At 39.3% G+C, this 26,447-nt stretch carries 16 protein-coding genes and 1 riboswitch; all 16 genes read left to right on the top strand.

Annotation, left to right across the window (positions count from 1 at the left end; all coding sequences use genetic code 11):
- The first annotated feature begins 30 nt into the window (after positions 1 to 30).
- The 16 genes from ACQKMH_RS00730 to ACQKMH_RS00805 all read left to right on the top strand — a co-directional run bounded on the left by ACQKMH_RS00730 (position 31) and on the right by ACQKMH_RS00805 (position 26,398).
- The gene (locus ACQKMH_RS00730) at positions 31 to 522 is read left to right on the top strand and encodes a PTS sugar transporter subunit IIA (RefSeq protein ID WP_427585628.1); all 492 of its coding nucleotides are present in this window, start codon (positions 31 to 33) and stop codon (positions 520 to 522) included.
- Positions 523 to 780: 258 nt separating this feature from the next.
- Entirely contained in the window at positions 781 to 1,197 is a 417-nt protein-coding gene (locus tag ACQKMH_RS00735; RefSeq protein WP_427585629.1) for a VOC family protein, read from the top strand.
- 1,224 nt (positions 1,198 to 2,421) lie between these two features.
- Positions 2,422 to 3,438 (top strand): ABC transporter substrate-binding protein, encoded by a 1,017-nt coding sequence (locus tag ACQKMH_RS00740; RefSeq protein WP_427585630.1) that lies wholly within the window; start codon positions 2,422 to 2,424, stop codon positions 3,436 to 3,438.
- 251 nt (positions 3,439 to 3,689) lie between these two features.
- A complete protein-coding gene (locus tag ACQKMH_RS00745) occupies positions 3,690 to 5,363 on the top strand; it encodes a cache domain-containing sensor histidine kinase (protein ID WP_427585631.1) in 1,674 nt (557 codons plus the stop codon).
- Between the two features lie 39 nt (positions 5,364 to 5,402).
- Positions 5,403 to 6,602, top strand: a complete 1,200-nt coding sequence (locus tag ACQKMH_RS00750) for a response regulator transcription factor (RefSeq protein ID WP_427585632.1) — start codon at positions 5,403 to 5,405, stop codon at positions 6,600 to 6,602.
- Complete coding sequence (locus ACQKMH_RS00755; RefSeq protein WP_427585633.1) at positions 6,595 to 8,481, top strand: substrate-binding domain-containing protein; 1,887 nt, start codon at positions 6,595 to 6,597, stop codon at positions 8,479 to 8,481. Before ACQKMH_RS00750 ends, ACQKMH_RS00755 begins: the two co-directional genes overlap by 8 nt.
- A gap of 201 nt (positions 8,482 to 8,682) precedes the next feature.
- Complete coding sequence (locus ACQKMH_RS00760; RefSeq protein ID WP_427585634.1) at positions 8,683 to 10,209, top strand: sugar ABC transporter ATP-binding protein; 1,527 nt, start codon at positions 8,683 to 8,685, stop codon at positions 10,207 to 10,209.
- Positions 10,190 to 11,191: an ABC transporter permease gene (locus ACQKMH_RS00765; protein WP_427585635.1), complete on the top strand. Its 1,002-nt coding sequence runs from the start codon at positions 10,190 to 10,192 to the stop codon at positions 11,189 to 11,191. Before ACQKMH_RS00760 ends, ACQKMH_RS00765 begins: the two co-directional genes overlap by 20 nt.
- A complete protein-coding gene (yjfF, locus tag ACQKMH_RS00770) occupies positions 11,191 to 12,243 on the top strand; it encodes a galactofuranose ABC transporter, permease protein YjfF (protein ID WP_427585636.1) in 1,053 nt (350 codons plus the stop codon). The genes ACQKMH_RS00765 and yjfF overlap by 1 nt, the downstream gene beginning before the upstream one ends.
- Before the next feature lie 411 nt (positions 12,244 to 12,654).
- A complete protein-coding gene (locus ACQKMH_RS00775) occupies positions 12,655 to 16,035 on the top strand; it encodes a PA14 domain-containing protein (RefSeq protein ID WP_427585637.1) in 3,381 nt (1,126 codons plus the stop codon).
- 115 nt (positions 16,036 to 16,150) lie between these two features.
- A complete protein-coding gene (locus ACQKMH_RS00780; RefSeq protein ID WP_427585638.1) occupies positions 16,151 to 17,194 on the top strand; it encodes an aldose epimerase family protein in 1,044 nt (347 codons plus the stop codon).
- 112 nt (positions 17,195 to 17,306) lie between these two features.
- Complete coding sequence (gene galT / locus ACQKMH_RS00785) at positions 17,307 to 18,803, top strand: UDP-glucose--hexose-1-phosphate uridylyltransferase (protein WP_427585639.1); 1,497 nt, start codon at positions 17,307 to 17,309, stop codon at positions 18,801 to 18,803.
- Between the two features lie 29 nt (positions 18,804 to 18,832).
- A complete protein-coding gene (locus ACQKMH_RS00790) occupies positions 18,833 to 20,035 on the top strand; it encodes a galactokinase (protein ID WP_427585640.1) in 1,203 nt (400 codons plus the stop codon).
- Positions 20,036 to 20,521: 486 nt separating this feature from the next.
- A complete protein-coding gene (locus ACQKMH_RS00795) occupies positions 20,522 to 21,118 on the top strand; it encodes a TlpA family protein disulfide reductase (RefSeq protein WP_427585641.1) in 597 nt (198 codons plus the stop codon).
- 123 nt (positions 21,119 to 21,241) lie between these two features.
- A complete protein-coding gene (locus ACQKMH_RS00800; RefSeq protein WP_427585642.1) occupies positions 21,242 to 24,751 on the top strand; it encodes a family 16 glycoside hydrolase in 3,510 nt (1,169 codons plus the stop codon).
- Positions 24,752 to 24,980: 229 nt separating this feature from the next.
- Positions 24,981 to 25,059: riboswitch (ZMP/ZTP riboswitch) on the top strand.
- Between the two features lie 139 nt (positions 25,060 to 25,198).
- A complete protein-coding gene (locus tag ACQKMH_RS00805; RefSeq protein WP_427585643.1) occupies positions 25,199 to 26,398 on the top strand; it encodes a phosphoglycerate dehydrogenase in 1,200 nt (399 codons plus the stop codon).
- The last annotated feature ends 49 nt before the right edge of the window (positions 26,399 to 26,447 follow it).

A 26,447-nucleotide genomic window follows, 5' to 3' on the forward strand; every position in this document is an offset into this window, starting at 1 on the left:
TATCGACTGAAAGAGGAAGGTAGGGATAGTATGTTCAAAAAATTATTCGGTAAAAAAGAAAATGTGGAACAGCTGCTTGCTCCTATAAATGGACAAGTAATGAATATTGAGGATGTACCGGATCCGGTGTTTTCCGGGAAGATGATGGGGGATGGAATAGCGATTCTGCCTGAGGAGGGTTTGGTTGTCTCCCCTCTTGATGCAGAAGTGGTCCAGGTTTTTCATACTAAACATGCCTTAGGCCTTCGCACAAAAAGTGGCATCGAATTGTTAATACATATTGGCTTAGAAACAGTTAACCTGAAAGGCGAGGGATTCGAAGTCCATGTCGCAGAAGGGCAAAGTGTAAAAGCAGGGGACAAACTCGTTACATTTGATATCGAATTTCTAAAATCTAACGCACCCAGCATTGTAACTCCGATTGTCATCACGAATGGCGAGCTCGTTGAAAAACTAGAAAAAACAACTATCACCCAAGCACGTATTAACGAAACGGAGATTATGAAAGTTTATTTGAAGTAAAAGTGTCCAATTAGACGTTAAGTGCCTTCAAAAAAACTAGAACCTTCTAAAAATGAATAAAGTAAAAGCTGCAAAATATGCAGGCGAGCACTTGGCGAGAAAGGACTAAGATCCAGTGTTGCTCTTGAATCTTTTATATTTAGTGCCATAAAAGACTGGGGTGCCGGTCTCTCCTTTTTTGATGCAAGCAGGATATTCCGAAAATGCATCGAATAGTAGGTGAATGAACGTAAAATAATTCAAGCGAGGGTGAATTTGATGGGAGTTCAAGCAGAAAAGATTTTTGTTAACTTGCCTGTTAAAGATTTGGAAGCCTCAATAGAGTTCTTCACGAATGTTGGCTTTCAGTTTAATGAGCAAATGACCAATGAAAATGCAACGTGCGTGGTTATCAGTGAGACGATATATATCATGTTATTGGTTGAAGAGTATTTTAAATCGTTTACCAAAAAAGAAATCCCGGATACAGCAACGAGTACGGAAGCGATTGTGGCCCTATCGGTTAAAAGTAAGGAAGAAGTGGATGAAATCGTGAATAAAGCATTCGATGCTGGCGGAAAGCCTTTTAATGAAGCCATTGATCATGGGTTCATGTACGGTTGGAGTTTTAAGGATATCGACGGACATTCCTGGGAAGTATTTTACATGGATGAAAGCGGATTTAATCAAGAATAAAGCTAAGACAAAGGCACAATCCTTCACTAAGGACTGTGCCTTTATTTTTGAAATCAATGCCGTAAAGTCAACATGATGCCAAAGGAAAACATCAGGAGCTCCTATCAAATAATAGGAGCTTTTTTAATTCACTAATTGTACGGAATCAATCCATTCAGCTCAATTAGACCTGGTGGTGAAGGATATTGGAATATGAAGCGCCAATTAACGAGTTACGCGCGAGTAACGCTCGTGCAGTTTAAAAAATTACAAATAATTGCGTTTTATTGTAAATACTATTCTCGAACTTTTTTGTAATCTAATGGTAGTCCCCAGGAACCCTACAATCTTTGTCTATTTGTATAATCGTATCTCAGGGAAATGCGTACAAAAAAAGATAATGGAGGAAATTTCGTACGATGGGTATATCATTCGGCAACGGCTTGAATAAAAGTTTTAATACATGGGGGGGAGTCACCATAAAAAAGTGTGAGCATCAACAACAGTCGAAAATAAAACAGTTAAGTGGTCCTACTTTAATTATGTGTACAACATGCAATGAAATTATAAAAATAGTAAAAGGGTAATTTCCTCGATTATGATTTTGTGTTACAACTATAGAATCTAATAAAGAATAAACAGAATAGCCCCTCTCAGTCATGATGCAGAAAATATCTTCAAGTATTGATCAATTGAAACTCGTTCTGCTCCACATAAAGCTCTGGTCATTTCACTATTATCATTAAGATACTTCATTCCAATTAAAGTAACTAAAACTTCTCTACACGTGTTCCTTTTGTGAATTGATTTCTTCTTCCCCCTTTATTTCTACTAAGAGTGGCTGATGGAGTGTAGTCAATGGGGCCTTTTTGTGTAGAGATAATTACTTTAATCGCTGTAGAAGTAATGATAGGTTTCAGCCAAAACGCCATCCTTTTTCGTAAGCTTCTTACGATAAGCATAGCGTTTTTTCATGTGGAGGATATGATGTAAACTTCGCCTGATGGGCTGTGACGAACCCCCTATATGGGGAATTGGTAAAGGGAAAGCAATAAAGAAATACATTCTTGCTCTTGGTTTTTTTGTAAATGTGATCTTACTGGATTTCCTTGCTTTATTTTCTTCAGGATTTTGATGAAAACGCTTTAAAAAGACGAAATATTATAAATAATCCTGTTTTATTATAAATACAATTCCTTATTTTAGCTGTAATCTAATGGGGAATAAGATAAAGGGGGAAAAGAAATGGATAAAACAAAAAAGTTATGGATGTTCTTATTTACTTCATTGATGGCCATATTTTTGTTGGCAGGGTGTAATAGCCAATCATCTGGTTCAGGCGATGAAGGCAGTGATAGCGGAACGAAAGGTAAGGGAGATAAAATCGTTGTAGGATTCTCTCAAATTGGAGCGGAAAGTGGCTGGAGAACAGCGGAAACGGATTCAATTAAAAAAACGTTAGGTGATGATCCTCAATTTGAATTAAAATTCTCAGACGCTCAGCAAAAACAAGAAAATCAAATTAAAGCACTTAGAAGCTTTATTGCTCAAAAAGTAGATTTAATTGCATTGGCGCCTGTTGTTGAGTCAGGTTGGGAAACAGTACTTAAGGAAGCTAAGGATGCTGGTATACCCGTCATCTTGTTAGATCGTGGTATTGATGTTAAAGATGAATCATTATATACAAGCTTTATCGGATCTGATTTCATTACTGAAGGCGAAAACGCTGCCAAAGAGTTAATTAACTTAATGGGAGAAGATTCGAAAGTGAATATTGTCGAGTTACAAGGAACGGTAGGAGCAAGTGCGGCAAATGATCGCATGGGTGGATTTGCAAATGTGATTAAAGAAAACCCCAACTATAAAATCATTAAATCCCAAACGGGTGATTTTACACGTTCGAAAGGTAAAGAAGTCATGGAGGCATTTTTGAAATCGGATGGCGACAATATTGATGCGGTTTATGCTCATAATGATGATATGGCATTAGGTGCCATTCAAGCAATTGAAGAATATGGATTGAAACCAGGGGAAGATATCAAAGTTGTATCTGTAGATGGAATCAAGGATATTTTTAAAGCTGTTATTGCAGGGAAAGCAAATATCATTGTCGAATGTAATCCATTATTAGGGCCACAACTTGCTCAGGCTGCCAAAGATCTACAAGCTGGGAAAGAAATTGAAAGATGGATTAAAACAGATGAAGATGTTTTTGTAGGGAAAGAGAAAGCAGAAGAAGCATTACCATCCCGACAATACTAATATTTGGGCAAAAATCGAAATTGTTTATAACAATTTCGATTTTTATATTAAATCATTTTATTAAAAAAGAATTTTGATTATTGTGAATTTTATTGAAATTGAGTGTCACATTGGTAATAATATAATTTAGATCCAATTATAGGGGAGAGGGAGAGTTAATTATTGGTTCGCAATTGTTATCACATTTTAATAACAGCAGTCTTCGATTTAAACTATTTTTCTATTTTTTCATAATAATCATCATGTGTATTATGACATTAAGTTTTTTTGGCGGGGAAATATACAAAAAATCGATTGAAAAAGAAGCGAATATGCACACAGATCAGATGATTGACCAAGTATGGAATCATATTGAGATGCTAATTCAAGAGAATGATAATATTATGTATTATTTAGCAAATGAAGAGGTCGTTGAACAATTTATGGAACAAAAAAACCCATCAAAAAAGTTAGAACTGGCAGCCAAAGAAAAAGTCCAGATTTATAAAGATCGGCATAAGGAAATTGCAGGAATCATCCTCGTTAATCAGTACGATCAATTAGTTAGTAATGAAATGATACGTATTTCCAGAGATCCGCTTACAAAAGAATCCTGGTATAAAAAGGCCATACAAACACCAGGGAAAGTTCAGATAATTAGTAAGCCAATTGGCAGAAATCTTAAAAACACAAAGAATTACCAAGTCAACAATGTCCTATCACTTGTCAAAGCAATAGAAAATCCTGCAACCAAAGAAGTTGAGGGTGTAATTTTAATCGATTTAAAATTTGATTTCATGAAAAGCGTGATAGAATCGATCAAACTTGGGAAAAGTGGATTTATATTTATTATGGATAAAGAAAGTAAAGTTGTCTATTCACCAGTAAACTCAACTGTTTATCGCATAGATCCCAAATGGTTAGCAAAAAAAGAGTCTCCTCCAATTGAAAAAGAGATTGATCATGACAAGTTTCAAATTATTTATAATACGATTCCTGATATTGGTTGGAAGATTGTCGGTGTTTTTTCTATTAATGAAACGACAAAGGTTGTTTCTAAAGTACAAGGCTTTACATTAATAATTGCTATTATTACGCTAATAATCAGTTTGATAGTATCTTTATTTTTTGCAAATACGATAACGGAACCATTAAAAAAACTCAAGACGCTAATGGGGAATGTGGAAGAAAGACGCTTCGACTTACGTTTTCACTCGAAGTATAACGATGAAATTGGTCAATTGGGCAACAGCTATAATAAGATGATTCAGGAAGTGGAAGAACTCATTGACTTGGTTTATCAGGAACAAAAAAGTAAAAGAGAGGCAGAGCTAAAAATATTACAAGCTCAAATTAAACCGCATTTTTTATACAATACATTAGACACCATTCAATGGATGGCAAGTGAGTATAAAGCCTATAAAATTATCGAAATGGTTAATGCCCTTACAACCTTATTCAGAATTGGCTTAAATAAAGGGAATGAATTCATAACGGTAGAAGAAGAGGTCGAACATATAAAAAGTTACCTCACGATACAAATGACTCGGTATGAATCCAAAATAGAATATGAATTGAATGTTGACGAAACGGTGAAAAATCACCAGGTACTGAAGCTTATCTTACAGCCTTTAGTAGAAAACGCAATTTATCACGGAATAAGAAATAAAAGAGGGAAAGGGAAAATCTCAATCAGTATAGGCAACCAAGAAAATAAGCTTTTATTTTCCGTAAAGGATACAGGAATTGGTATTGAAGCGGATGCCTTACATCGATTGAATCATTCTTTAAAAAATATGAGTGGTGAACATAAAAATGGATATGGCTTATTTAATGTAAATGAAAGAATAAAGTTATCGTATGGATCACAATATGGAGTAGAAGTATATAGTGAATACAAAACAGGTACAACAGTCATGGCGATACTTCCTATAATTAAAAAATAAAGCGCTTACAAATTTAATGGATTATCGTGGAGGGTTAATATGTGGAAGTTATTAATTGCCGAAGATGAAACAACGATAAGAAAAGGCCTTAGGCATGCAGCTAATTGGGAAGATTATTCTATTAATATAATAGATGAAGCGGAGGATGGGGAAATTGCATTAGAAATGGCGATAGAACAAAAGCCAAATATATTATTTGTTGATATCAATATGCCGTTTCTAAATGGGTTAGAACTGATGAAACAATTGCGAAAACATCTTCCAGAAGCCATTTTTATTGTCATATCGGGCTACGATGAATTTGGCTATGCCCAACAGGCAATCAAGATGGACGCATTTGACTATTTAATAAAACCTGTTAATACTGAAGAACTAAAAAAGACGGTTAAAAGAGCAACGGAGCATTTGGAAAAAAACGGTAGAAGTAAGCAACTTGCTTTGCAATTAGAAGGCAATAAACCATTACTAAAAGAAACATTTTTACAAAAGTGGTGTTCAGGCTTGCTTTCAGAAGAAGAAGTGAATGAACAGTGCCAATTACTGGATATTAAACTTAGAGGAAATATAGGCATGTCCATCTTCAAGGTAGTTAGAGGAATGGATGACGGTGGAACGGAGAAGTACTGGAGTGATAGTCTCATAATATTTTCATTGAAGAATATTATCAAACATATTTTGAATGCGTACCCAAATGTTGAACTATTTGACGACAATTCGGGTAATATTGTCGTTCTTATACCAAACGTTAACATGGAGCAGCTAATCAAACAAAACAGGGAAATAAAAGAATATGCTGAAAGTTTTTTATGTAAAGTGATAGTTTGTGTGGAGAACATGTTCTGTGATGCTCTATCTTTTCCTAATCAATATACGAGTTTAATAAAAGAAATGAAATCATTTAAAAGTTTATCTCCAATGGTGTTATTGGCAAAAAATTATATTGATCAGCATTATTATGAGCATAAGATATCGTTAAAAGAAGTTGCCGGAATTGTGCAAGTGAGCCCTACGTATTTAAGTAAACAAATTAAAAATGAATTAGGTGTATCGTTTATACACTATCTTACAAAAGTACGAATAAATAAAGCACTTCTGCTGATAAAAGACCCGTATTTAAAAATCTATGAAGTTGCGGATATGGTTGGCTATAGTACACAGCATTACTTTTGTAGTGCCTTTAAGAAAGTGATTGGAATTTCGCCAATGGTTTATAAGAGCGGTGTAAAGAGCAATGACTAAAAATGTGAATTATGGAAAAATGATTATTGGGACAAGCGTCTGTTGCTTACTTCTTATAATAGTCTATTACAAAATGACCGATAAAGATGAAAAAGCGAAGCAAGAAATAGAATATGTGATTGGTGTGTCACAACCAAACTTACTTGAACCATGGCAAGTGCTGATGTATGAGGAGTTAACTGAAGAAGTGGCTAAACATGACAATATAAGAGTAATTTATACAGATGCCGCTCACAGCCCGGAGCAACAAATTGAAGATATACAAACATTGAAGTCCTATGGAATTGATCTTTTAATTGTATCGGTCGATAATTCTGCTGCATTGACTCCTGTGATCTCGGAGTTGTATGAAGAAATGCCTGTTATTGTTCTTGGAAGAGGTGTCGAGGGGTACAATTATACCTTATATATCGGTTCTGATCATTATTTCATAGGAGAAATGGCCGCAGAAGCTGCCATGAATTTACTAGGCAATAAGGGCGGGGACATTATTGAACTGCAAGGGGTAGCGAGTGCATTGCAAGTGGAGGAAAGAAGTAAAGGTTTTCGCGAGAAAATACACGAAAATTCGGATTATCGGATTACTGATTCAATTGTTGCAAACTGGCAGAGGGATATAGCAGAAGATAAGCTAAAGGAGTTATTGGTCCATCGGTCAAACCCACCTGACTTAATTTATGCGCACAACGATGCGATGGCTTTAGGTGTACATAAAGCCATCGAATCATTGAATCTTAAAGGGATTTCCATCATTGGCAGTGACGGAGTAAACAAACCGGACGGTGGGTTGCAATTAGTGAAAGAGAAAAAAATTGATACCACATTCATTACACCAACTGGCGGAAAAGAAGCTGTACAGTATGCTATTGATATTCTAAATCAAGACGCAGAGATCCCCAAAAAAATTATATTAAGAAACCACCAAGTAACACTTAAGAACGTAAATGGGTACTTACAAGAAAAAGATGTATCGATTAATCAGCTAAAAGAAGAAAATACAGAGGTCACATTAGGTTTTGCACAAGTCGGTAAAGAAAGTGACTTTAGAGCTGCCAATACCAATTCAATCATTACGGCAGCAAAAGCCGAAGGCGTAAACCTTATCCTGAAAAATGCAAATAATGATCAAGAAAAGCAAATTGCAATAATAAGGGGATTTATCGATCAGGGGGTAGATGTCATTGCATTTTCTCCGAAGGTCGAACATGGCTGGGATGAAGTACTGCAAGAAGCAAAGGATGCGGGAATTCCTGTCATCCTTTCTGATCGAGAGATTAAAGTAAATGATTCCTCATTATGGACATCGTTCATCGGTTCTGATTTTGTTGAGGAAGGCAGAAGGGCTGCACGATGGTTAGTCAATGAAAGTAATACGGCCGGAGAAGAAAAAAATATTATTGAATTGGAGGGTACTAGCAATGCTGCCCCTTCGATTGGCAGAAAACAAGGGTTCGAGGAAGTACTGCAGGATCATCAATCCTATCAAATTCTAGATTCTTTACTAGGCGATTTTACATTTGAAAAAGGGAAAGAAATGATGAACACTGCTTTAGCTCGATATGGTCGAGATATTGATGTTGTTTACGCACATAATGATGATATGGCGATTGGTGCGATTGAGGCAATTGAAGAATTTGGCTTGCGTCCTGGGAAAGATATTAAAATCATCTCAATTGATGCAACCAAAAAGGCATTTACTGCATTAAGTACAGGTAAACTAAACTTCTCTGTGGAATGTAATCCATTATTAGGCCCTCAACTAATGAGGTCTGCTAAAGATCTTAAGATGGGAAAAGAAATTCCTATGAAAATCATCACTTCAGAAAGAACATTCACAAAGGAAGAAGCAAAACAGGAAATCCAAATGAGACACTATTGAGGTCGTTATATAAGAAGAGCTATGGTATCCGTTCATACCATGGTTCTTCTTTTTGTTTTGGAGGCCTTGCATTAACTGAAAATTGTAAAAAAAGACCCTTTTTTTTAAATACATAAAATAAGGGCTACCTTATACTTAATTTAACACTTATTTTATGTAGGATTACATGATACTCAAATAGTGATAAAGAAGGTGTTATACATGAGTTCCATTTTACTGAAGGCTGAAGGAATTACCAAATCATTTCCTGGTGTTAAAGCATTGTCTAACGTGAATTTCAATTTACAAAGGGGTGAAATTCACTCTCTTATGGGAGAGAATGGAGCTGGCAAATCTACATTAATCAAGGTATTAACAGGTGTACATGAAAAGAACGGCGGTACGTTCTATTTGGAAGGTCAAAAGATAGAACCAGCGTCTCCCCAAGATGCACAGCGTTTAGGTATCAGTACCGTTTATCAAGAGATAAACTTATGTGAAAACCTTTCTGTTGCAGAAAATATCTTCATAGGCAGAGAACCAATGAGGAAAGGGAGAATCGACTGGAGTGAAATAAATCGAAGAGCAAAGAAGGTTCTCTCGGAACGATTGAATATAAACATCGATGTAACAAAAATATTATCCTCATACTCTACGGCCATACAACAAATGGTTGCGATCGCCAGGGCTGTTGATATGTCCAGTGGTGTGTTAATTCTTGACGAACCAACATCAAGTCTAGATAAAAATGAAGTAAAACAGTTGTTTGAGGTTATGCGGAATTTAAAAAATGAGGGTATGGGGATTATTTTTGTCAGCCACTTTTTAGATCAAATATTTGAAATTACGGATCGGGTCACGGTGTTAAGAAATGGTGAATTCATTGGCGAATATGAGACGAAAAACATATCTAGAACAGAGCTTGTTTCCAAGATGATTGGGAGGGAATGGGGAGAGAATTCCAGTCAAGAAGACAAGGAAATAAGGGAAGTTAGTCAAGAAATTTTTGTGGATGCGAGCAGTTTGGGCAGGCAGGGAACGATACATCCATTTAATTTACGTTTGCGAAGAGGAGAAGTCCTAGGATTAGCGGGATTGTTAGGTTCGGGCAGGACCGAGGTTGCTAAGTTGATATTTGGAATAGAAAAAGCAGATGAAGGAATCATGTCGATCGATAATGAAACAGTCAGGTCCATGAATCCAAAGGTGGCTGTCGATAAAGGCTTAAGCTTCTGCCCGGAAGATCGGAAGGTAGAGGGAATTGTGAATGATTTATCCATACGGGAGAACATTATCTTAGGTCTACAAGCAAAGAGAGGATTATTTAAATACATTCCAATGAAGGAACAAAAGGAGATCGCACAAAAATACATTGATTTACTAAGAATCAAAACTCCTACTATGGAACAAAAAATCGATAATTTGAGCGGTGGAAATCAGCAGAAGGTAATCCTGGCAAGATGGTTGGCGACAGACCCTAAATTATTGATATTAGATGAACCGACAAGGGGAATCGATATTGGGTCAAAAAGGGAAATCCGCAAGTTAATATTGGATTTAGCAGCTGAGGGAATAACGATTTTGTTTGTTTCTTCAGAATTAGAAGAAGTGGTAGCTTGCTGTGACAGAGTTGTTGTGCTGCGGGACCGTAACATGATTGGAGAATTACAAGGTGATGAAATGAGTGAATCGAAAATCATGGATATGATTGCAAAAGGAGGTGGTGTAAATGAATCAATTCCTGTATAGGATGGCTCAAACGAAAATATTTTGGCCAATTGTTGCCTTATTCGTACTTCTCCTCTTGAACTTCCTTTTAATTCCTGGATTCTTTTCGATAGAAATTAAGGATGGGCATTTATTTGGGAGTCTAATCGACATTTTTAATCGGGTAATGCCCTTATTAATTATATCGATTGGGATGACTTTAGTCATTGCAAAAGGGGGAATCGATATTTCGGTTGGATCCATTTTGGCCATTTCAGGAGCATTGGCTGCATATATCATGGAAAACTCTTCGATTTGGATCGCCCTAATTGCAGCGGTGGGGGTTGGGGTCATTTGTGGCATGTGGAATGGAATATTAGTTTCTATATTTGAGATACAGCCAATGGTTGCCACACTGATTCTTCTGACGGTAGGCAGAGGGATCGCCCAATTAATAACGGGTGGACAGATATTAACGATAGATGATGAGATTTACAAATATATCGGTTCGGGTTTCTTATTTGGACTGCCATTTCCGATATTTATTGGCGGAGCCATTTTTCTGATTATTTTGTACATGAAGAAAAGAACGGCAATGGGCTTATTTCTTGAATCTATAGGTAATAACATCACGGCAAGTAAATTTGCTGGCATTCAACCAAGGAAAATCATTTTCCTCGTATACACCATCAGCGGATTGTGTGCGGCGATTGCAGGGGTTATCGTTAGCGCCAATGTAAGCAGTGCTGACGCAAATAACGCAGGATTATGGATTGAGCTCGATGCCATTCTAGCCGTTGTAATCGGTGGCACGTCCATGCGCGGCGGAAGATATTTTCTTGGAGGTACGGTGGTAGGAGCTTTATTCATTCAGACACTGTCTACAACAATCTATTCCGTCGGCATAAATCCCCAAATCGTGATGGTCGTTAAAGCTTTTGTCGTGATTATGGTATGTCTATTTCAGTCAGAGCAGTTTAGGGGCCTATTTATGCAGTTTAACAAAAAGAAGGTGTCCATCTAATGAAGCATGTAAAATTCAGCATAAAAGAGAATCATATATTCATAATTGCTACCATGGTGTTAATTGTCATGTTATACGGATATGGTTCCTTTTCCTTTAGCGGTTTTTTTAGTACACAGGTATTTCTAAATCTATTTATTGACAATGCTTATTTAATTATTGTAGCTACAGGGTTGGCATTTGTCATCATTACTGGCGGTATTGACTTATCGGTTGGGGCGTTGGTTGCCTTTATTAGCATGGTTTCTGCATCGTTGTTGGAAGCTGGTGTAAATGCATACCTTGTCATAGCTCTTACGTTACTGATTGGAATCGCTTTCGGGGCATTCCAAGGTTATCTTATTTATCGCTTCGATCTCCATCCTTGGATTGTTACACTAGCCGGAATGTTTCTTGCAAGAGGTGCAAGTTTCCTCATTAGTACGGATAGCATTGTCATTACGAATGATACGTATAGCGCCATTTCACAAGCAAAAGTCTATTTGTTTGGAGGCAATTACATTTCAATAGGAGCCGTCATTGCAATCGTTGTGGTCGCTTTTGCAGTCTATATGGCCAAACTAACGAAGTTTGGGCGAAATGTATATGCCATTGGCGGAAATGTGAAATCAGCCAAATTAATGGGATTACCGGTGAAACGAACACTTATCATGGTATATGTTTTTTCGGGTTTTTGTGCCGCTTTAGGTGGAGTCGTTTTTACATTATATATGTTATCGGGATATGGTCTTCATTTATTGGGAATGGAAATGGATGCGATTGCTGCCTGTGTTATCGGCGGTATCCTGCTCACTGGTGGATATGGTTATTTAATTGGTCCAACGCTTGGTGTATTGAGTATGGGGATTATCCAAACGATTATTATGTTTCAAGGAACGCTTAGTTCGTGGTGGACAAAAATTGCAGTCGGGTTTCTACTGTTTTTATTCATTCTCTTACAACGGCTGATTGTCATGAGAAGAAGAAAAAGGAAAGTCATTCGACTCAAAAAAGTGACTGGGAATATACAAGTTCAGCCCCCGTCCCAGTCTGTATCAACCGATTATAAATAATCTTCGTTTTAGAAGCCCCGATTCAGATTAATTGGGGCTCTTTTCTAGTTTGTTTTTATTAAAGTTCTATTTTAAGAGGGTGATTGATTATATGCCTTTTGTACGTTCTCTTAATTAGTTCTGCTACAAACATATCATTGGTGATATAGACCTATCAGTTTGCGGCAGTGTTCGTATACTCTCCCTGTGTTCAGTGAAGAAATGAAAGAATTATCTGAAAAGTATAAAATGTAACTGGTTTTTACAAATAATTTTTCATGAATGATTGGTAAAGTAGTAATTGAAAGGAGTAGATTAGATGAATTAAGTCCATGTATCTTCTGTTCTTGGTGTTTCAATGAAAGTGATTTGAAAGCGATAACATAGTTGGCGTTTGCTTATGGCCGTACTTAGGGGAGGTAATTGTTCGTTATGAAGAAGGCATTAATGGGTTGTTTATTCGTTAGTTCTATTATGATAGGCGGGTTTAATGGATCACCTGCTTCAGCAGCCAGTGAAACTGACAATGGAAATCACGGTTTAAAAGGCGAGTACTACACTTCAACAAAGCCCGGTGTATTTGATTTCAATCAATTGAAGACGACAATCATGGATTACAACATCGACTTTTCAGACCTTAATCCAGCACTGGAGCAATTTACGGGGCAGAGCGATGCTGCTGCTGTGAGGTGGACTGGAAAACTGGTTGCTGAGCATTCGGAAGATTACACGTTTTATATGAAAGGGGACAATGGGTTCAGAGTATGGATTGACGGGGAACTTGCCATCGATTTTTGGGAAGATAAGTGGGATATTGAACAAAAAAGCAAGCCGATTTCATTGGAGGCAGGTAAAGAGTACGATATTAAAATTGAATATTTTGAACATGAAGGTGGAGCGAATTTAAAACTATTCTGGTCAAGTGACAGTGTTCCAAAACAAATCATTCCTAGCAGTGCCTTTTATTTACCTGAAGGCTATGAAATGGATGGGGGGGTTCAATCCGTACAAGTTCTTGAAGACGGTAAACAAGTAGAGCTTACGTTTGAAGACCCATTGGATAAACTACCACGAAATCTTGCAGACCATTTCGCTATCAAATTGAATGGAAGAGATTGGGAGATTGATGATGTCGCTTTAAAACAGAATAGCAAGAATACCGTTGTTATTCATACTGAACAGCCAATATATGAAAGGACAGGAAATCAAGTTCTAATCACATACGATGGAAAAGGAGCATTGCGTACGAAAGAAGGAAAAGATGTACCAGCCTTTTTAAACAGAGTTGAAAATCGTTCACAATTTAACATTGAAACGCCTTGGGCTTCTAAAGTGAATAAAAAGAACGTGCTGCCAGAATATCCAAGACCTCAATTGGCCAGGGAAGAATGGATGAATTTGAATGGGGAATGGGAATTCCAAAGTGCCGCTGATGGAGATGAACTGCCGACGGGGAAAAAATTAAAGGAGAAAATCTTAGTGCCTTTCCCAGTTGAATCAGCTTTATCTGATGTCGAAAGAATGGAAGATCATATGTGGTACAAACGTGATTTCACCATACCGGATAAATGGAAAGGCGAACATATTAAGTTGAATTTTGGAGCAGTTGACTGGAAATCGACATTGTATGTGAACGGGGAAAAGGTAGGGAAACACACAGGCGGTTATGATTCATTTAGCTACGATATCACAAAGTTTTTAGTGAAAGGAAAAAATGAACTGATTTTGGAAGTATATGATCCGACTGGCGGCGGGCAGGCGAGAGGAAAACAAACGCTTGTACCAGAAGGCATTTGGTATACACCAGCATCAGGAATCTGGCAAACTGTATGGATCGAGCCCGTTCCAAAGGCAAATATAACATCTTTGAAAACGACACCGGAAATAGACTCTGAACAATTAAAATTAAAAGTCAATGGGGACGGTGTCACAAACGAAACCGTTGAGGCAATTGTCTATAAAAAAGGGAAGAAAGTGAGCACTGTAACGGGCAAGGTAGGAAAGGAAATATCCGTTCCTGTTCCAGATGCACGATTATGGACTACCAAAGATCCGTTCTTATATGACATGGAAGTTCGCTTAAAAAAGAAAGGGAAAGTAGTGGATACGGTTGAAAGTTATTTTGGAATGCGTGAAATTACCATAGGCAAGGTGGATGGTAAGCTGCGTCCTTTAATCAATGGAGAATTCATATTCCAGATGGGTCCATTAGATCAAGGCTATTGGCCAGAAGGAAACTATACGGCTCCTACGGATGAGGCGCTGAAATTCGATATTCAAAAAACAAAGGAACTTGGATTTAATATGATCCGAAAGCACATTAAAGTGGAGCCTGCACGCTGGTATTATTGGGCTGATAAGATGGGCATGATCGTTTGGCAGGATATGCCGAGTTTAGAAGGTTCATCTGCAGGAGGGAAGGCAACTGCAGAGGAAAGAAAGCAATATGAACATGAATTTAAGGAAATGATTCAAGAGAAGTACAATCATCCTTCGATTGTGCAATGGACCGTATTTAATGAAGGCTGGGGACAATACGATACTGTACGATTAACGAATTGGGTAAAAGGATTGGATCCTACACGTGTCGTAACAAATGCAAGCGGCTGGACAGATCATCCTGTCGGAGATGTCATTGACTGGCACACATATCCGAATCCAAGATCACCGAACGTGGAGGAAGATCGTATCGCGGTCATTGGCGAGTATGGCGGATTGGGATTGGACGCACCAGGACATGAATGGGGTACAAGTGGCTGGAGCTATGCCATGCAGTCCAATAAGGAAGAAATAACAGATACGTATATCGAGTATATTGAATCATTAAAAGGATTCATACATGGGAATGGGTTAAGCGGGGCGGTTTATACTCAAACAACGGATGTTGAGGGCGAGTTGAATGGGTTGCTCACATATGACCGAAAAGTGACAAAAATGGATGGAAAAAGAGTAGCTGAGGCAAATCAGTCGTTAATAAAATCTGCTTCACCTAAATACGTTTTAAAGGAAGAAATAGATGAAACAAAAGCTGTATTAAAAAGTGCAAAAATGGGTAATACCCCTGGCACGTATCCAAATACGGCCATCTATTTCCTGAAAAAATCGATAAAAACGGCAGAGTCGGTTTATGATAATAAAAAATCTACATCCGAGGAATTTTTTAAGGCGGTAGACCAGTTGAAAAAGGATATCCAAAGCTTCAAATACGAGGTTAACTCACCGATTGAAAAAAAAGCTGTAGTGGATCAATTTGACAGTGGAGTTCTAGATAAGAAGTGGTCGGTCTTTAACGATAGCCCATCGAATTGGAGCTTGACTGAAAAACCTGATCACCTTACGATTACTTCCCAACCGGGTGATTCATTCCAGGATAGTAATAAAATCAGTAATGTCTTTCTACAGAAAGCTCCATTAGGGGATTTTGAGATAACGACGAAAGTGAACGCTTCAATTAGGAATAACCATGAACAAGCGGGTCTTTATGTATGGCAGGATCAGGATAATTACGTAAGACTTGGTCACGTTTGGGATAATGGATTAAAGCTGGAGACGGCAAAAGAAGAAGCGATGAAATACAGCAAAGCTCAAAATCTGGCATCACATCCCGGTGATGATACATTATTCTTGAAGATTAAAAGAGTTGGTGATGTATATTCAACTTATTATTGGGTGAACGGGCAATGGGAGAAAGCGGCAGACCCCATTACTGCTAAGCTAACGAATGTGAAAATTGGATTATATGCGGCAAGTCCTGTTAGTGGAAAAAATGTTAAAGCGAATTTTGATTACTTTACCGTTCAGGAAGTTAAATAATGAATTAGATATTCGCCCCATGTGAATCCACATGGGGTTGAATAAATGAAAGGTGCATTTTGGGTTTTTTACAAGCATGTAAGTGGTTTGTTAGGAACGGAAGGGGTTTAATTGCATGAGAATTACTTCGCGAAAATTTGGAGAAATAAACGATCAAGAAATACACGCATACACGATGACCAATAAGGAGATTGAGATCACTTGCATGAATTATGGATGTATCATCTCAAATATCATTATGAACGATAACGGTGGGAAACGTGAAAGCATCGTATTAGGATTCGATACTTTAGAAGAGTATATTCAGCATTCCCCTTATTTTGGCGCGATTGTCGGTCGTGTGGCTGGAAGAATAAAAGGGGCACAGTTTGAACTAGATGAAAATGTATATAGGTTAGCGAAAAATGAAAACAAGAACCATTTGCACGGGGGAATGGAAGGGTTTAGTCATAAAATATGGAAAGCGGAAATGATTGAGGGGAAAAGTGAAGTCGGTGTTGAGTTCTCCTATATGAGCCCTGATGAAGAAGAAGGATATCCAGGCAATCTTCATGTGAAAGTCACGTATACATTAAATGATAGAAATGAGTTTCAAATTACTTATGAAGGTAATGGAGATCAAAAAACCCTTTTGGATTTGACGAATCACACGTATTTTAACTTAAGCGGAAATGCCAAAAGGGATATTTTAGACCATACATTGAATGTAAAGAGCAGCAGGTTTTTAGAATTGGATCATGAACTATTACCAACAGGCGAATTTATCAATGTTGATCACTCATCGTTTGATTTTAGAGAAGGAAGAAAAATACGAGATGGAGTGAATTCAAAGAATCCGCAAAACCTGCTAGTGGGCCAAGGCTATGATCATCCCTTCCTTCTTGATCATGAAGCAGAAACAAACATCAGTTTATTTGATCATGAAAGTGGACGCAAAGTGAGCATTGAAACAGATCAACCATCAGTAGTCGTATATTCCAGTAATCAACTTATAGGAGATTTTAGTATCAGGGGAGTACATGCGCAAAAATATTTAGGTATTTGTCTTGAGACTCAAGGATTACCGGACTCTATCCATCATCCACATTTTCCATCTACTATCTTACAAGCAGATGAAACGTATCAATCCACTACTAAATATACATTTGAAGTTTATTGATATATCGATTTTTCAAGAAACTATTAGCCTCATATTTTGAAGTTCGAGGTTGAAATATAGCGAAAAAGATTAACAAAGGTCTGTACTGTCATGGAAAGCAGGGGTGTGGACAATGACTATCTATCAAGAAATTCAAAGATTACTTGAATACGGGAAAAAAAAGGACTTGTTTAAAAAAGATGATGAAATATATGTGCGCAACCGGATTCTCTCCGTGCTGGGATTAAGTGAATGGGAAGAAAGCACCTCAATGGAACCCATTCCTTCTGTTGCGGTTATTTTAGAAAAAATCATGGATTGGGCTTACGAGCATGGAAAGCTTAACTCTAATACGACCATAATGCGTGATATTTTTGATACGGAAATCATGAATTGTATGATGGCACGACCATCTGAAATGATTCGTGGCTTTTATCAAAATTACGAAGAAAGTCCGAAAAAAGCGACTGAACGCTTTTATGATATGTCGGTTGCATCGAATTATATCCGTGCCGACCGGATTGAAAGAAATAAGCAGTGGAAGGCAGTGACGCCATACGGAGAGATTGATATGACAATAAACCTAGCTAAACCGGAAAAGGATCTTAAAGAAATAGCTTTAATAAAGGATGCCCGGGAATCAACGTATCCAACATGTTTATTATGTATTGAAAATGAAGGGTATCAAGGAACACTTCGCAATCCAGCGCGAGCTACGCACAGGATCATTCCGATTACGTTGAAGGATGAAGATTGGTATATACAATACTCCCCATATGTTTATTATAACGAGCACTGTATTGTGTTAAGAAAACAACACATGCCCATGCAGATTTCGCGAGCGACGTTTGACCGCCTGTTGGACTTTACGAGGAAGTTTCCGCATTACTTTATCGGGTCAAATGCGGACTTGCCAATTGTGGGCGGATCGATTTTATCGCATGACCATTTCCAGGGCGGGGGTTATACGTTTGCTGTTGAAAGAGCTGAAATTGAAGAAACGCTACAGCTTGCAAGCTATCCATCCGTAACGATTGGTATCGTCAAGTGGCCGATGTCGGTAGTGCGGGTCTGTGGCAACCAAGAGGACGTGGCCAATGTAACGGAGCATATTTGGCGGAAATGGCAAGTATATAGCGACTCTACCGTTGGCATTATTGCTTATACCGGTGATACGCCTCACAACACCGTAACACCCATTGCGAGAAGACGCGGAGATTTATACGAAATGGATATCGTTCTAAGAAATAACAGGACATCCGAAGAACATCCGGATGGAATTTTCCACCCGCATCGCGAGCTCCATCATATTAAAAGAGAAAATATCGGTTTGATTGAAGTAATGGGCCTGGCCGTTTTACCTGGCCGTTTGGCATTCGAGTTGAAACGATTAGGAGAGTATTTAATCGCACCAGTCGAACGAAGTGAGTGGGAAGAGTCACTCTTAAAGCACTGGGATTGGTACAAAGAAATTTTACAAAAATATGAAACGATCACGACTGATAACGTCATGAGGATTTTAGAGGTCGAGGTTGGTGAAAAGTTTCAAAGGGTGCTTGAGCATGCTGGGGTATTTAAACAAACGGAAGAGGGCAAGCGTGCCTTTCTGGATTTTTTGGAGATTCTTTAATCAGGATTTAAAGAAGGGTGGTTTGAAAAATGGATGCTGCAGAATTAAAGGGGAAATTTGCTGAAGCGTTTGGATACGATGAAGGTATTCGGATTTTTTTTGCTCCCGGCCGTGTTAATTTTATTGGGGAGCATACCGATTATAACGGTGGCTACGTACTTCCAGCCGCGTTGACGTTCGGAACATGGGCGGCCGCAAGTACCCGAGAAGATGGCATATACCGTTTCCGTTCAACGAACTTTGATACGAAAGTGGAAAGCGACGTTTCAGAGATGATTTATAAAAAAGAGGATGATTGGGCGAATTATCCAAAGGGTGTTTTGCGTGAATTGATTCAGTTAGCGGGCCCGGAAAATTCCAAACACTATCACGGTGCCGATATTCTTTATCATGGCAACATCCCTAACGGAGCCGGCCTGTCATCATCTGCATCCATTGAGCTCGTCACTGGACTTGCTTTAAGCAAATTAGCAGGCATTGATATTCCGATGATCGAGTTAGTAAAACTGGCACAGCGCGCTGAAAACCATTTTGTCGGCGTAAACTGTGGAATCATGGATCAATTTGCAGTGGGTATGGGGAAAGAAGGCCAAGCAATGGCTTTAAAATGTGACACACTCGAATACGATTATATGCCAGTTAAAATCGACGGATATAAGCTTGTAATCACCAATACCAATAAACAGCGTGGACTTGCTGATTCGAAATATAACGTTCGCCGCAGAGAATGCGAACAGGGATTGGAAATGATCAAAACAGTCATTCCACATGTGAAGTCTTTAGGAGATGTCAGCTTTGAGGTATGGGAAAAGGTCCGCCACGTAATAAAAGATCCTGTTATTGGTCGTCGGGTAGAGCATGTCATTATGGAGAACGAACGAGTATTAGCTGCCATGAGGGTACTTGAAAGAAATGATTTAAATGAGTTTGGTGCATTGATGATACAAAAACATGAGTCACTGCGTGATTTATATGAAGTAACAGGTGCGGAGCTTGACACACTTTTTGACGAAGCTTCAAAAGTGGAAGGCTGCATCGGTACGTGCATGACAGGGGCAGGGTTCGGCGGATGTACTGTCAGCCTTGTAAAAGATGATGAGGTCGATACATTTAAAGAAAGAGTAGCAGAAAAATATACGGCGAAAACGGGCCTTGTGCCAACGTTCTATATTTGTGAAATAGGTGATGGAGCAACAGAAAAGCTTAAGGAGGAGAAACAATCCCGATTTTAGTGACAGGTATTGCCTCTGCCGAGAGAAAGCGCAAACTGTTTAGGATGGATACAATAACTTGGAAACCACCTGGCAATGTCTGTTCATTCCGTATGTCCACCGAGCTGCATCTTCGTACATACAGATGAAGTTCTTCCGGGAGGTTATTTCTTTGGAAATAAGATACGGATAGGGCTCTCGCTTCATTCCAATAAATTATTAAGCTAGGAACCTGTGAAACGGAGGCATTCTGAAATAGATATTTTCATAACACCAATCCCCTTACTAAATCAGTGAGGGGTTGTTTAATGTAGCTTTCACTCTTTCTAAAGCACCACATTTCCTTGACGCTGTCGCTACATAAGCGTAAATATTCTTTTGCCGAAAATCGCAAAAATTCTATGTTTATTGTAAATACATGCTGAATGTAACCATTTATGATAGATGTATGCGCTCGGTTATAAAATGATAGCGCTGCCATTCCGCGGGGGAAAAGGAAGGTTTTTTATGAAGAAAAACTTATGGCTATATATCGCTCTATTACTCGTCGTAATCTTTGCAGCCTTCCAGGCCGTAAATAATATGGCAGCCGACAAGGCAGATACAGGTGAGGTCAAAGCTTTAGATGCGGAAGATTTAGAAAAAATCATCAAAAAGAAGGATTCCAGAGAAATAGGGAAATCAACCGGTGTTAAAGCACCTCCGTTTACACTGAAATCACTGGATGGTTCCAACTATGTTTCCATTGGCGGAAAAAGCGCAAAACCGATCGTCTTGAATTTTTGGGCGAGCTGGTGTGATGCTTGCTCGGTCGAAGCTCTGGAGCTGAGAAAGCTCCACGAGCAGTATAAGGATCAAATCGATTTCTATGGAATTAATGTGACAACGGAGGAACAGCCCGAAAATATTAAGGCTTTCGTTACGAAAAACGAACTTAAATACTCGATTTTGCTAGATGAGCATAAGCACGCGGCCGATCTTTATGAACTACATTCGCTTCCTACTATGTTCTTAATCGATAAAGACGGCTACATCGTCGATACGTTCCACTTAGTGGATCCGCTTGAGCTAGATGAGAAGATTGGTCGTCTGGCAAAGAGGTGAATGTTCTAACCTTAACAAAGGAGGTGATCGAACATGGGAATTAAATTAAAGAGAAGGGGGCTATGCTTACCCTATCAGAGTGATAGAGTTTAATATTATAAAACATATAGTGAGGTGGATTCGTTGAAGTGCAAATTAATGATTGTGCAGCTTCTTGTTCTGACTTTATTTATATCGTGTGTTTTCCCGTTTTCTGCTCAAGCGGCCAAGCATCATGAAATCTCCGATTATTTCTCGGATCATTTCGATAAAACGATAATCAATGATAAATGGAATGTGATTGAAGGTCCATGGTCATTCGATTCAGGTAAGTTGACTGTAAGCAAGGGTGCAGGGTATAAGGCTATCGCCAAAGACACCACCGTTTCGGACTTTACTTTGGAGACCGATATCAGCCTCGCAGACCAGAACGGTGATGCAGGGGTATTGTTCCGGGTTAACGGGGCTGTGCCTGGTGCTGACAATGTCAAGGGCTACTACGCTGGAGTATCGGCTAATGGAACCGGGTCCGTGTTTTTGGGACGCATGAACAACAATTATACCGAATTGAAACGGGCTGCGGTTATCATTAAGCCAAACACATCCTATCATTTGAAGGTGACTGCTGTCGGCAGCAAAATCCAAATCTATGTGAATGGTGATTTGGTCCTTGAACAAACCGACAGCACGTATGCAAAAGGCAGCATCGGAATTAGAAGTTACAATTCGCAGCCATCTTATGATAACTTCACAGCAAGCACCATGGATGGCAGCAGCTTATTCTTGGATACGTTCGACATTGCTCCAGAGCAGGCAATCGACTCATGGAACATCATTAATGGAAGCTGGGAATTATCATCAGGATCTTTAAGGGTCAATAAGGGTGAGAGCCATAAAATTCTTGCTAAGGATAGCCAGTTCGATGACATGACTTTGGAAGTTAATATTAAATTACCTGGTGACACAGGAAATGGAGACGCCGGCCTGTTATTCGGATTGAATAAGGTTTCCAAGGGAGAAGATGGTGTGCGCGGTTATTATGCTGGAATCAGCGTTGATGGACACGTAACGCTTAATCAAATGAAAAACAACAAGCGGCAGGTACTGAAAACATCGAAAGTGTTTGATAGGATCGATCCGAATAAGCTTTACCATCTGAAAGTCGTAACGAACAAAAATGATATTAGGGTTTACGTAAATGATACGGTCACTCCAGTCATTCAATATCGTGATAAAAATCGATCACAGAAAGGTAAAGGTGGGGTTGGTCTGCAAACCAACCAATCCCAAGCATCATTTGATAACTTCATTGCAAGCGCATATGTGATACAGGACAAAACCTTCAAAGAACCGATTGCCAACAAAAAACCACTCATCGAGACACCATTTACACCGCTGCCTCTAGGGTCGGTGGAGGCCAAAGGCTGGCTTCAAAAGCAACTCGAGCTTCAGCGTGACGGGGCTACCGGTCATGCTGAGGATCTATATAGCGAATTGGGAACAAATGCAGCATGGCTAGGAGGCACAGCGTCAGATTCTGATTGGGAACGGCCTGTTTATTATTTAAAAGGCTTAATTCCTCTTGCTTATACGTTGAATGATGAGGAACTCATAGCCACTTCTCAAAAATGGATGAACGCCATATTGGCGAGTCAACGAAAGGACGGTTCCTTCGGTCCGGAAACAAACGACGATTGGTGGCCTCGCATGGTAGCTCTTTATGCGATGAAAGATTATTACGAAGCGTCTGGTGACGAACGCGTTCTCCCCTTCATGACCAACTATTTTAAGTATCAAGCCGCAAATTTGCCGGCCCAGCCTTTAAAGGATTGGGGAAAAATACGTGTTGGAGATAATATCGATACAGTCCTATGGCTGTACAACCGGACAGCCGATGCTTCCTTGCTGGAACTGACAGATTTGCTGGCAGGGCAGGGCTATCCGATTGCTGACATATTTAACAAAAATAAGTTCCAAGACTTTGGCAGTGATTTCCAACCAATCCATTCCGTCAATGTGAATGAAGCGATTAAAATGCCTGCCGTTTACTACCAACGTTCACATGCCAAAAGCGATCGTGAAGCTTTCGGGGCGGGAGTGAAAAATTTATCGAATCATAATCAGATCACCGGCATGACTTCCGGTACTGAAATGCTCGCTGGAACCTCTTCCACGCAGGGGGTTGAACTTTGTGCCATCACAGAGCGAATGCAAAGTAATGAGGAATCTGCGATGATTCTTGGCGATCCGAAGATTGGCGATGATTTAGAAAAAATCACGTTTAATTCTCTTCCTGGGGCTATGGATAAGGAAATCAAGAACCATCAATATTATTCCTTACCTAATCAAGTGGAGAGCAACCATGCAGATCATGGCTTTAAACAAAACTATTCCAACGGGATGATGCCTTCGCCGACTTCCGGTTATCCGTGCTGCCGCTTCAATATGCATATGGGCTGGCCATATTTCGTGAAGAATATGTGGGCAGCATCTGCCGATGGAGGCATCGGAGTCATTGCCTACGGGCCAAGCCAGGTATCCGTAAGACTGAAAAAGGCAAATGTTACGATTAAGGAGACCACAAATTATCCATTTGAGGATCAAATCAAATTTAATATAACGTCGTCTAAAAAGGTGCAGTTCCCGCTTAAACTGCGTATCCCGGCGTGGTCGGTCAAACCAACCGTAACGGTGAATGGAGAGAGTGTGAAAGCTGTGAAAGCAGGAGAGTATGTAAGCATCAACAGAAAGTGGAAGAGCGGCGATAAAGTTGTTCTTCAAGTACCGATGAAGCTTAAAACGACAACATGGATCAATAATTCCATTGGAATTGAACGCGGTCCGCTTGTGTACTCCCTGCAAATGAAAGAGAATTGGCAGGTTAAGGATAAGCCAATTGCTGAATTGCCAGGCTTCGATGCATCTGCTCTGGGATTCAATGAGTATACGGTGAAAGCGGATAATCCATGGAATTATGGTTTGCTCATTGACAGGGAGCATCCGGAAAAATCCATCGATGTGATTACCGGACCAATGCCGGAGAATCCGTTCAAGCAAGCGACGACACCAGTTAAGCTGGTAGCCAAAGCGAAAAAAATTCCAACATGGGGCAAGGCAGCCAATAATGTAGAAAGCGCAGAGCCGCCTGCTGGTCCGATTCTCTCCAAGGAGCCGACTGAAAACATAACGATGGTTCCTTATGGAGCGCAGAACCTGCGTATCACTTATTTCCCTGAAGTGACAGAGAAATTGGCAGACACAGGTGCAGCCAAATATGAAGCGGAACAAGCAGACCTTTTCCGTGCATCAGTGAGAACGAACGAACCCAACGCATCCGGAGGAAGCTATGTTGGCGGAATCGATTTTGCCGATAGCTATGTGAAGTTCAATCAAGTCAATGTTCCTAAAGCGGGAAATTACAACGTTGATATTTGGTTTGCAAATGGTCTCGATCCTGCAACAGGCAAAATGATTGTCAATGGCGAAGCAAGCTCGTTGAAATATCAAAATACGCGTAACTGGGGACGTTTCATGGCCACAAAAATGGAGGTTCCCCTGAAAAAAGGCACCAATACGATCACGTTCATGAAAGATCAAGGATTTTATGAATTGGATTATATTGTGGTCAGGCCGCTGCAAACTGACGGGCGCTAATAGATCATACAGTCAATCGCCATCACTAAAATGAATTGATTATTGGAACCCAGTCATTACCTTGCTGGGTTCTTTTTATAGGATTCTATTTATCTCCTATCATTGTATTCTTTAATGATTTTCTTTTATTAGTCCAGCTTTGCCTTAGTGAAAGAAATTAAAAAAAGAGATAAACCTTTAAATTAATATTGAAGATTGCTGAATAATTTGATAAAATAAAATAAATGAAAAGACTATGTGCAACTGGCGAAACACGGATAACCGTGAGGGAACACATAGTGTCGTAGCCGTTCGCCTGGGCAGAGGTAAGGGATTTTATCCCTTGCCTCTTTCTGTGTATTTACAGAAGATAGTGAAGTTTTAAAGGAATGCAGATTTTCATGGGTTTAAAATCTTGTTAATATTTTGAAATCTAAAAACTATCATGATCAAAGAGGAGCAAACAAAATGAGCACAATAACTTTAGAAAAAGTGAAAACGATCAAGGCGTTAAATAATATTGCCGAAAGCGGGCTAAATGTATTCAACAAAGGCGATTTTACGGTCGACAATGACAGTGAAAACCCTGATGCGATCGTTCTTCGCAGCTTTAATATGCATGCAATGGAATTCGGCACTGATTTAAAAGCAATCGCAAGGGCAGGCGCGGGAGTCAATAATATTCCGGTCGACAAATGCACCGATCAAGGAATTGTTGTTTTCAATACACCTGGTGCTAACGCAAACGCCGTAAAAGAAATGGTACTGACGTCATTGATGGCTTCATCTCGTAACCTTTTTGCTGGTGTGGCCTGGACAAAGACGCTGGAAGGCGAAGGAGAACAAATTCCAAAACTTGTTGAAGCAGGAAAGAAACAATTCGTTGGTAAAGAAATCAAGGGGAAAACTCTTGGCGTAATCGGTTTAGGTGCGATTGGTGCACTTGTAGCGAATGATGCCCTGGATTTGGATATGGACGTCATTGGGTTTGACCCGTTCATCTCTGTTGATACAGCTTGGAACTTGTCCCGCAATGTACAGCGCGCCATGACGATTGAACAATTGTTTGCAGAATCTGATTATATTACAGTACATGTGCCATTAACGGACGACACAAAAGGAATGTTTAACGAAGAAACATTCAGCATCATGAAGCCAGGCGTTCATATTTTGAATTTCTCACGCGGCGAGCTAGTGAATGAAAATGATATGGCAGCTGCACTTGAAAGCGGAAAAGTAGGAAAGTTCATTACAGACTTCCCGAATGAAAATGTGTTGAAAATGAAAAATGTCGTTCCAATTCCGCATCTTGGTGCCTCTACGCTAGAGTCAGAGGAAAACTGTGCCATCATGGCTGCTCGTCAGTTGAAGAACTTTTTAGAAACAGGGAACATCAAGAACTCTGTGAATTTCCCAAACACTTCCCTTCCTTATACAGGAAACCGTCGTGTGGCAACGTTCCACGAAAACGTTCCGAACATGGTTGGACAAATCACACTGGCTGTATCCGGCTTTAATTTGAACATCGCTGACATGGTTAACAGAAGCCGTGGGGGTTATGCGTATACGATCATCGACATTGACGGAGAAGTAAACGGCGATATCATCCCTGGTTTGGAAGAAAAAATTAAACAAATCGCAGGCATCGTCACAACTCGCATTATTTAATTTTTTCTTGCTCAAATGATCATCATTAGTACAAGCCTCAATTCCTTTA

Source organism: Peribacillus sp. NPDC097895 (assembly GCF_050277555.1).
Taxonomy (GTDB): domain Bacteria; phylum Bacillota; class Bacilli; order Bacillales; family DSM-1321; genus Peribacillus.

Bases quoted from the DNA above. Each gene is read 5' to 3' on its own strand.
- ACQKMH_RS00730 (WP_427585628.1), top strand. From the start codon at position 31: ATGTTCAAAAAATTATTCGGTAAAAAAGAAAATGTGGAACAGCTGCTT.
- ACQKMH_RS00745 (WP_427585631.1), top strand. From the start codon at position 3,690: ATGACATTAAGTTTTTTTGGCGGGGAAATATACAAAAAATCGATTGAA.
- galT (WP_427585639.1), top strand. From the start codon at position 17,307: ATGACTATCTATCAAGAAATTCAAAGATTACTTGAATACGGGAAAAAA.
- ACQKMH_RS00765 (WP_427585635.1), top strand. From the start codon at position 10,190: ATGAATCAATTCCTGTATAGGATGGCTCAAACGAAAATATTTTGGCCA.
- yjfF (WP_427585636.1), top strand. From the start codon at position 11,191: ATGAAGCATGTAAAATTCAGCATAAAAGAGAATCATATATTCATAATT.
- ACQKMH_RS00780 (WP_427585638.1), top strand. From the start codon at position 16,151: ATGAGAATTACTTCGCGAAAATTTGGAGAAATAAACGATCAAGAAATA.
- ACQKMH_RS00790 (WP_427585640.1), top strand. From the start codon at position 18,833: ATGGATGCTGCAGAATTAAAGGGGAAATTTGCTGAAGCGTTTGGATAC.
- ACQKMH_RS00805 (WP_427585643.1), top strand. From the start codon at position 25,199: ATGAGCACAATAACTTTAGAAAAAGTGAAAACGATCAAGGCGTTAAAT.
- ACQKMH_RS00795 (WP_427585641.1), top strand. From the start codon at position 20,522: ATGAAGAAAAACTTATGGCTATATATCGCTCTATTACTCGTCGTAATC.
- ACQKMH_RS00760 (WP_427585634.1), top strand. From the start codon at position 8,683: ATGAGTTCCATTTTACTGAAGGCTGAAGGAATTACCAAATCATTTCCT.
- ACQKMH_RS00735 (WP_427585629.1), top strand. From the start codon at position 781: ATGGGAGTTCAAGCAGAAAAGATTTTTGTTAACTTGCCTGTTAAAGAT.
- ACQKMH_RS00750 (WP_427585632.1), top strand. From the start codon at position 5,403: ATGTGGAAGTTATTAATTGCCGAAGATGAAACAACGATAAGAAAAGGC.
- ACQKMH_RS00775 (WP_427585637.1), top strand. From the start codon at position 12,655: ATGAAGAAGGCATTAATGGGTTGTTTATTCGTTAGTTCTATTATGATA.
- ACQKMH_RS00740 (WP_427585630.1), top strand. From the start codon at position 2,422: ATGGATAAAACAAAAAAGTTATGGATGTTCTTATTTACTTCATTGATG.
- ACQKMH_RS00755 (WP_427585633.1), top strand. From the start codon at position 6,595: ATGACTAAAAATGTGAATTATGGAAAAATGATTATTGGGACAAGCGTC.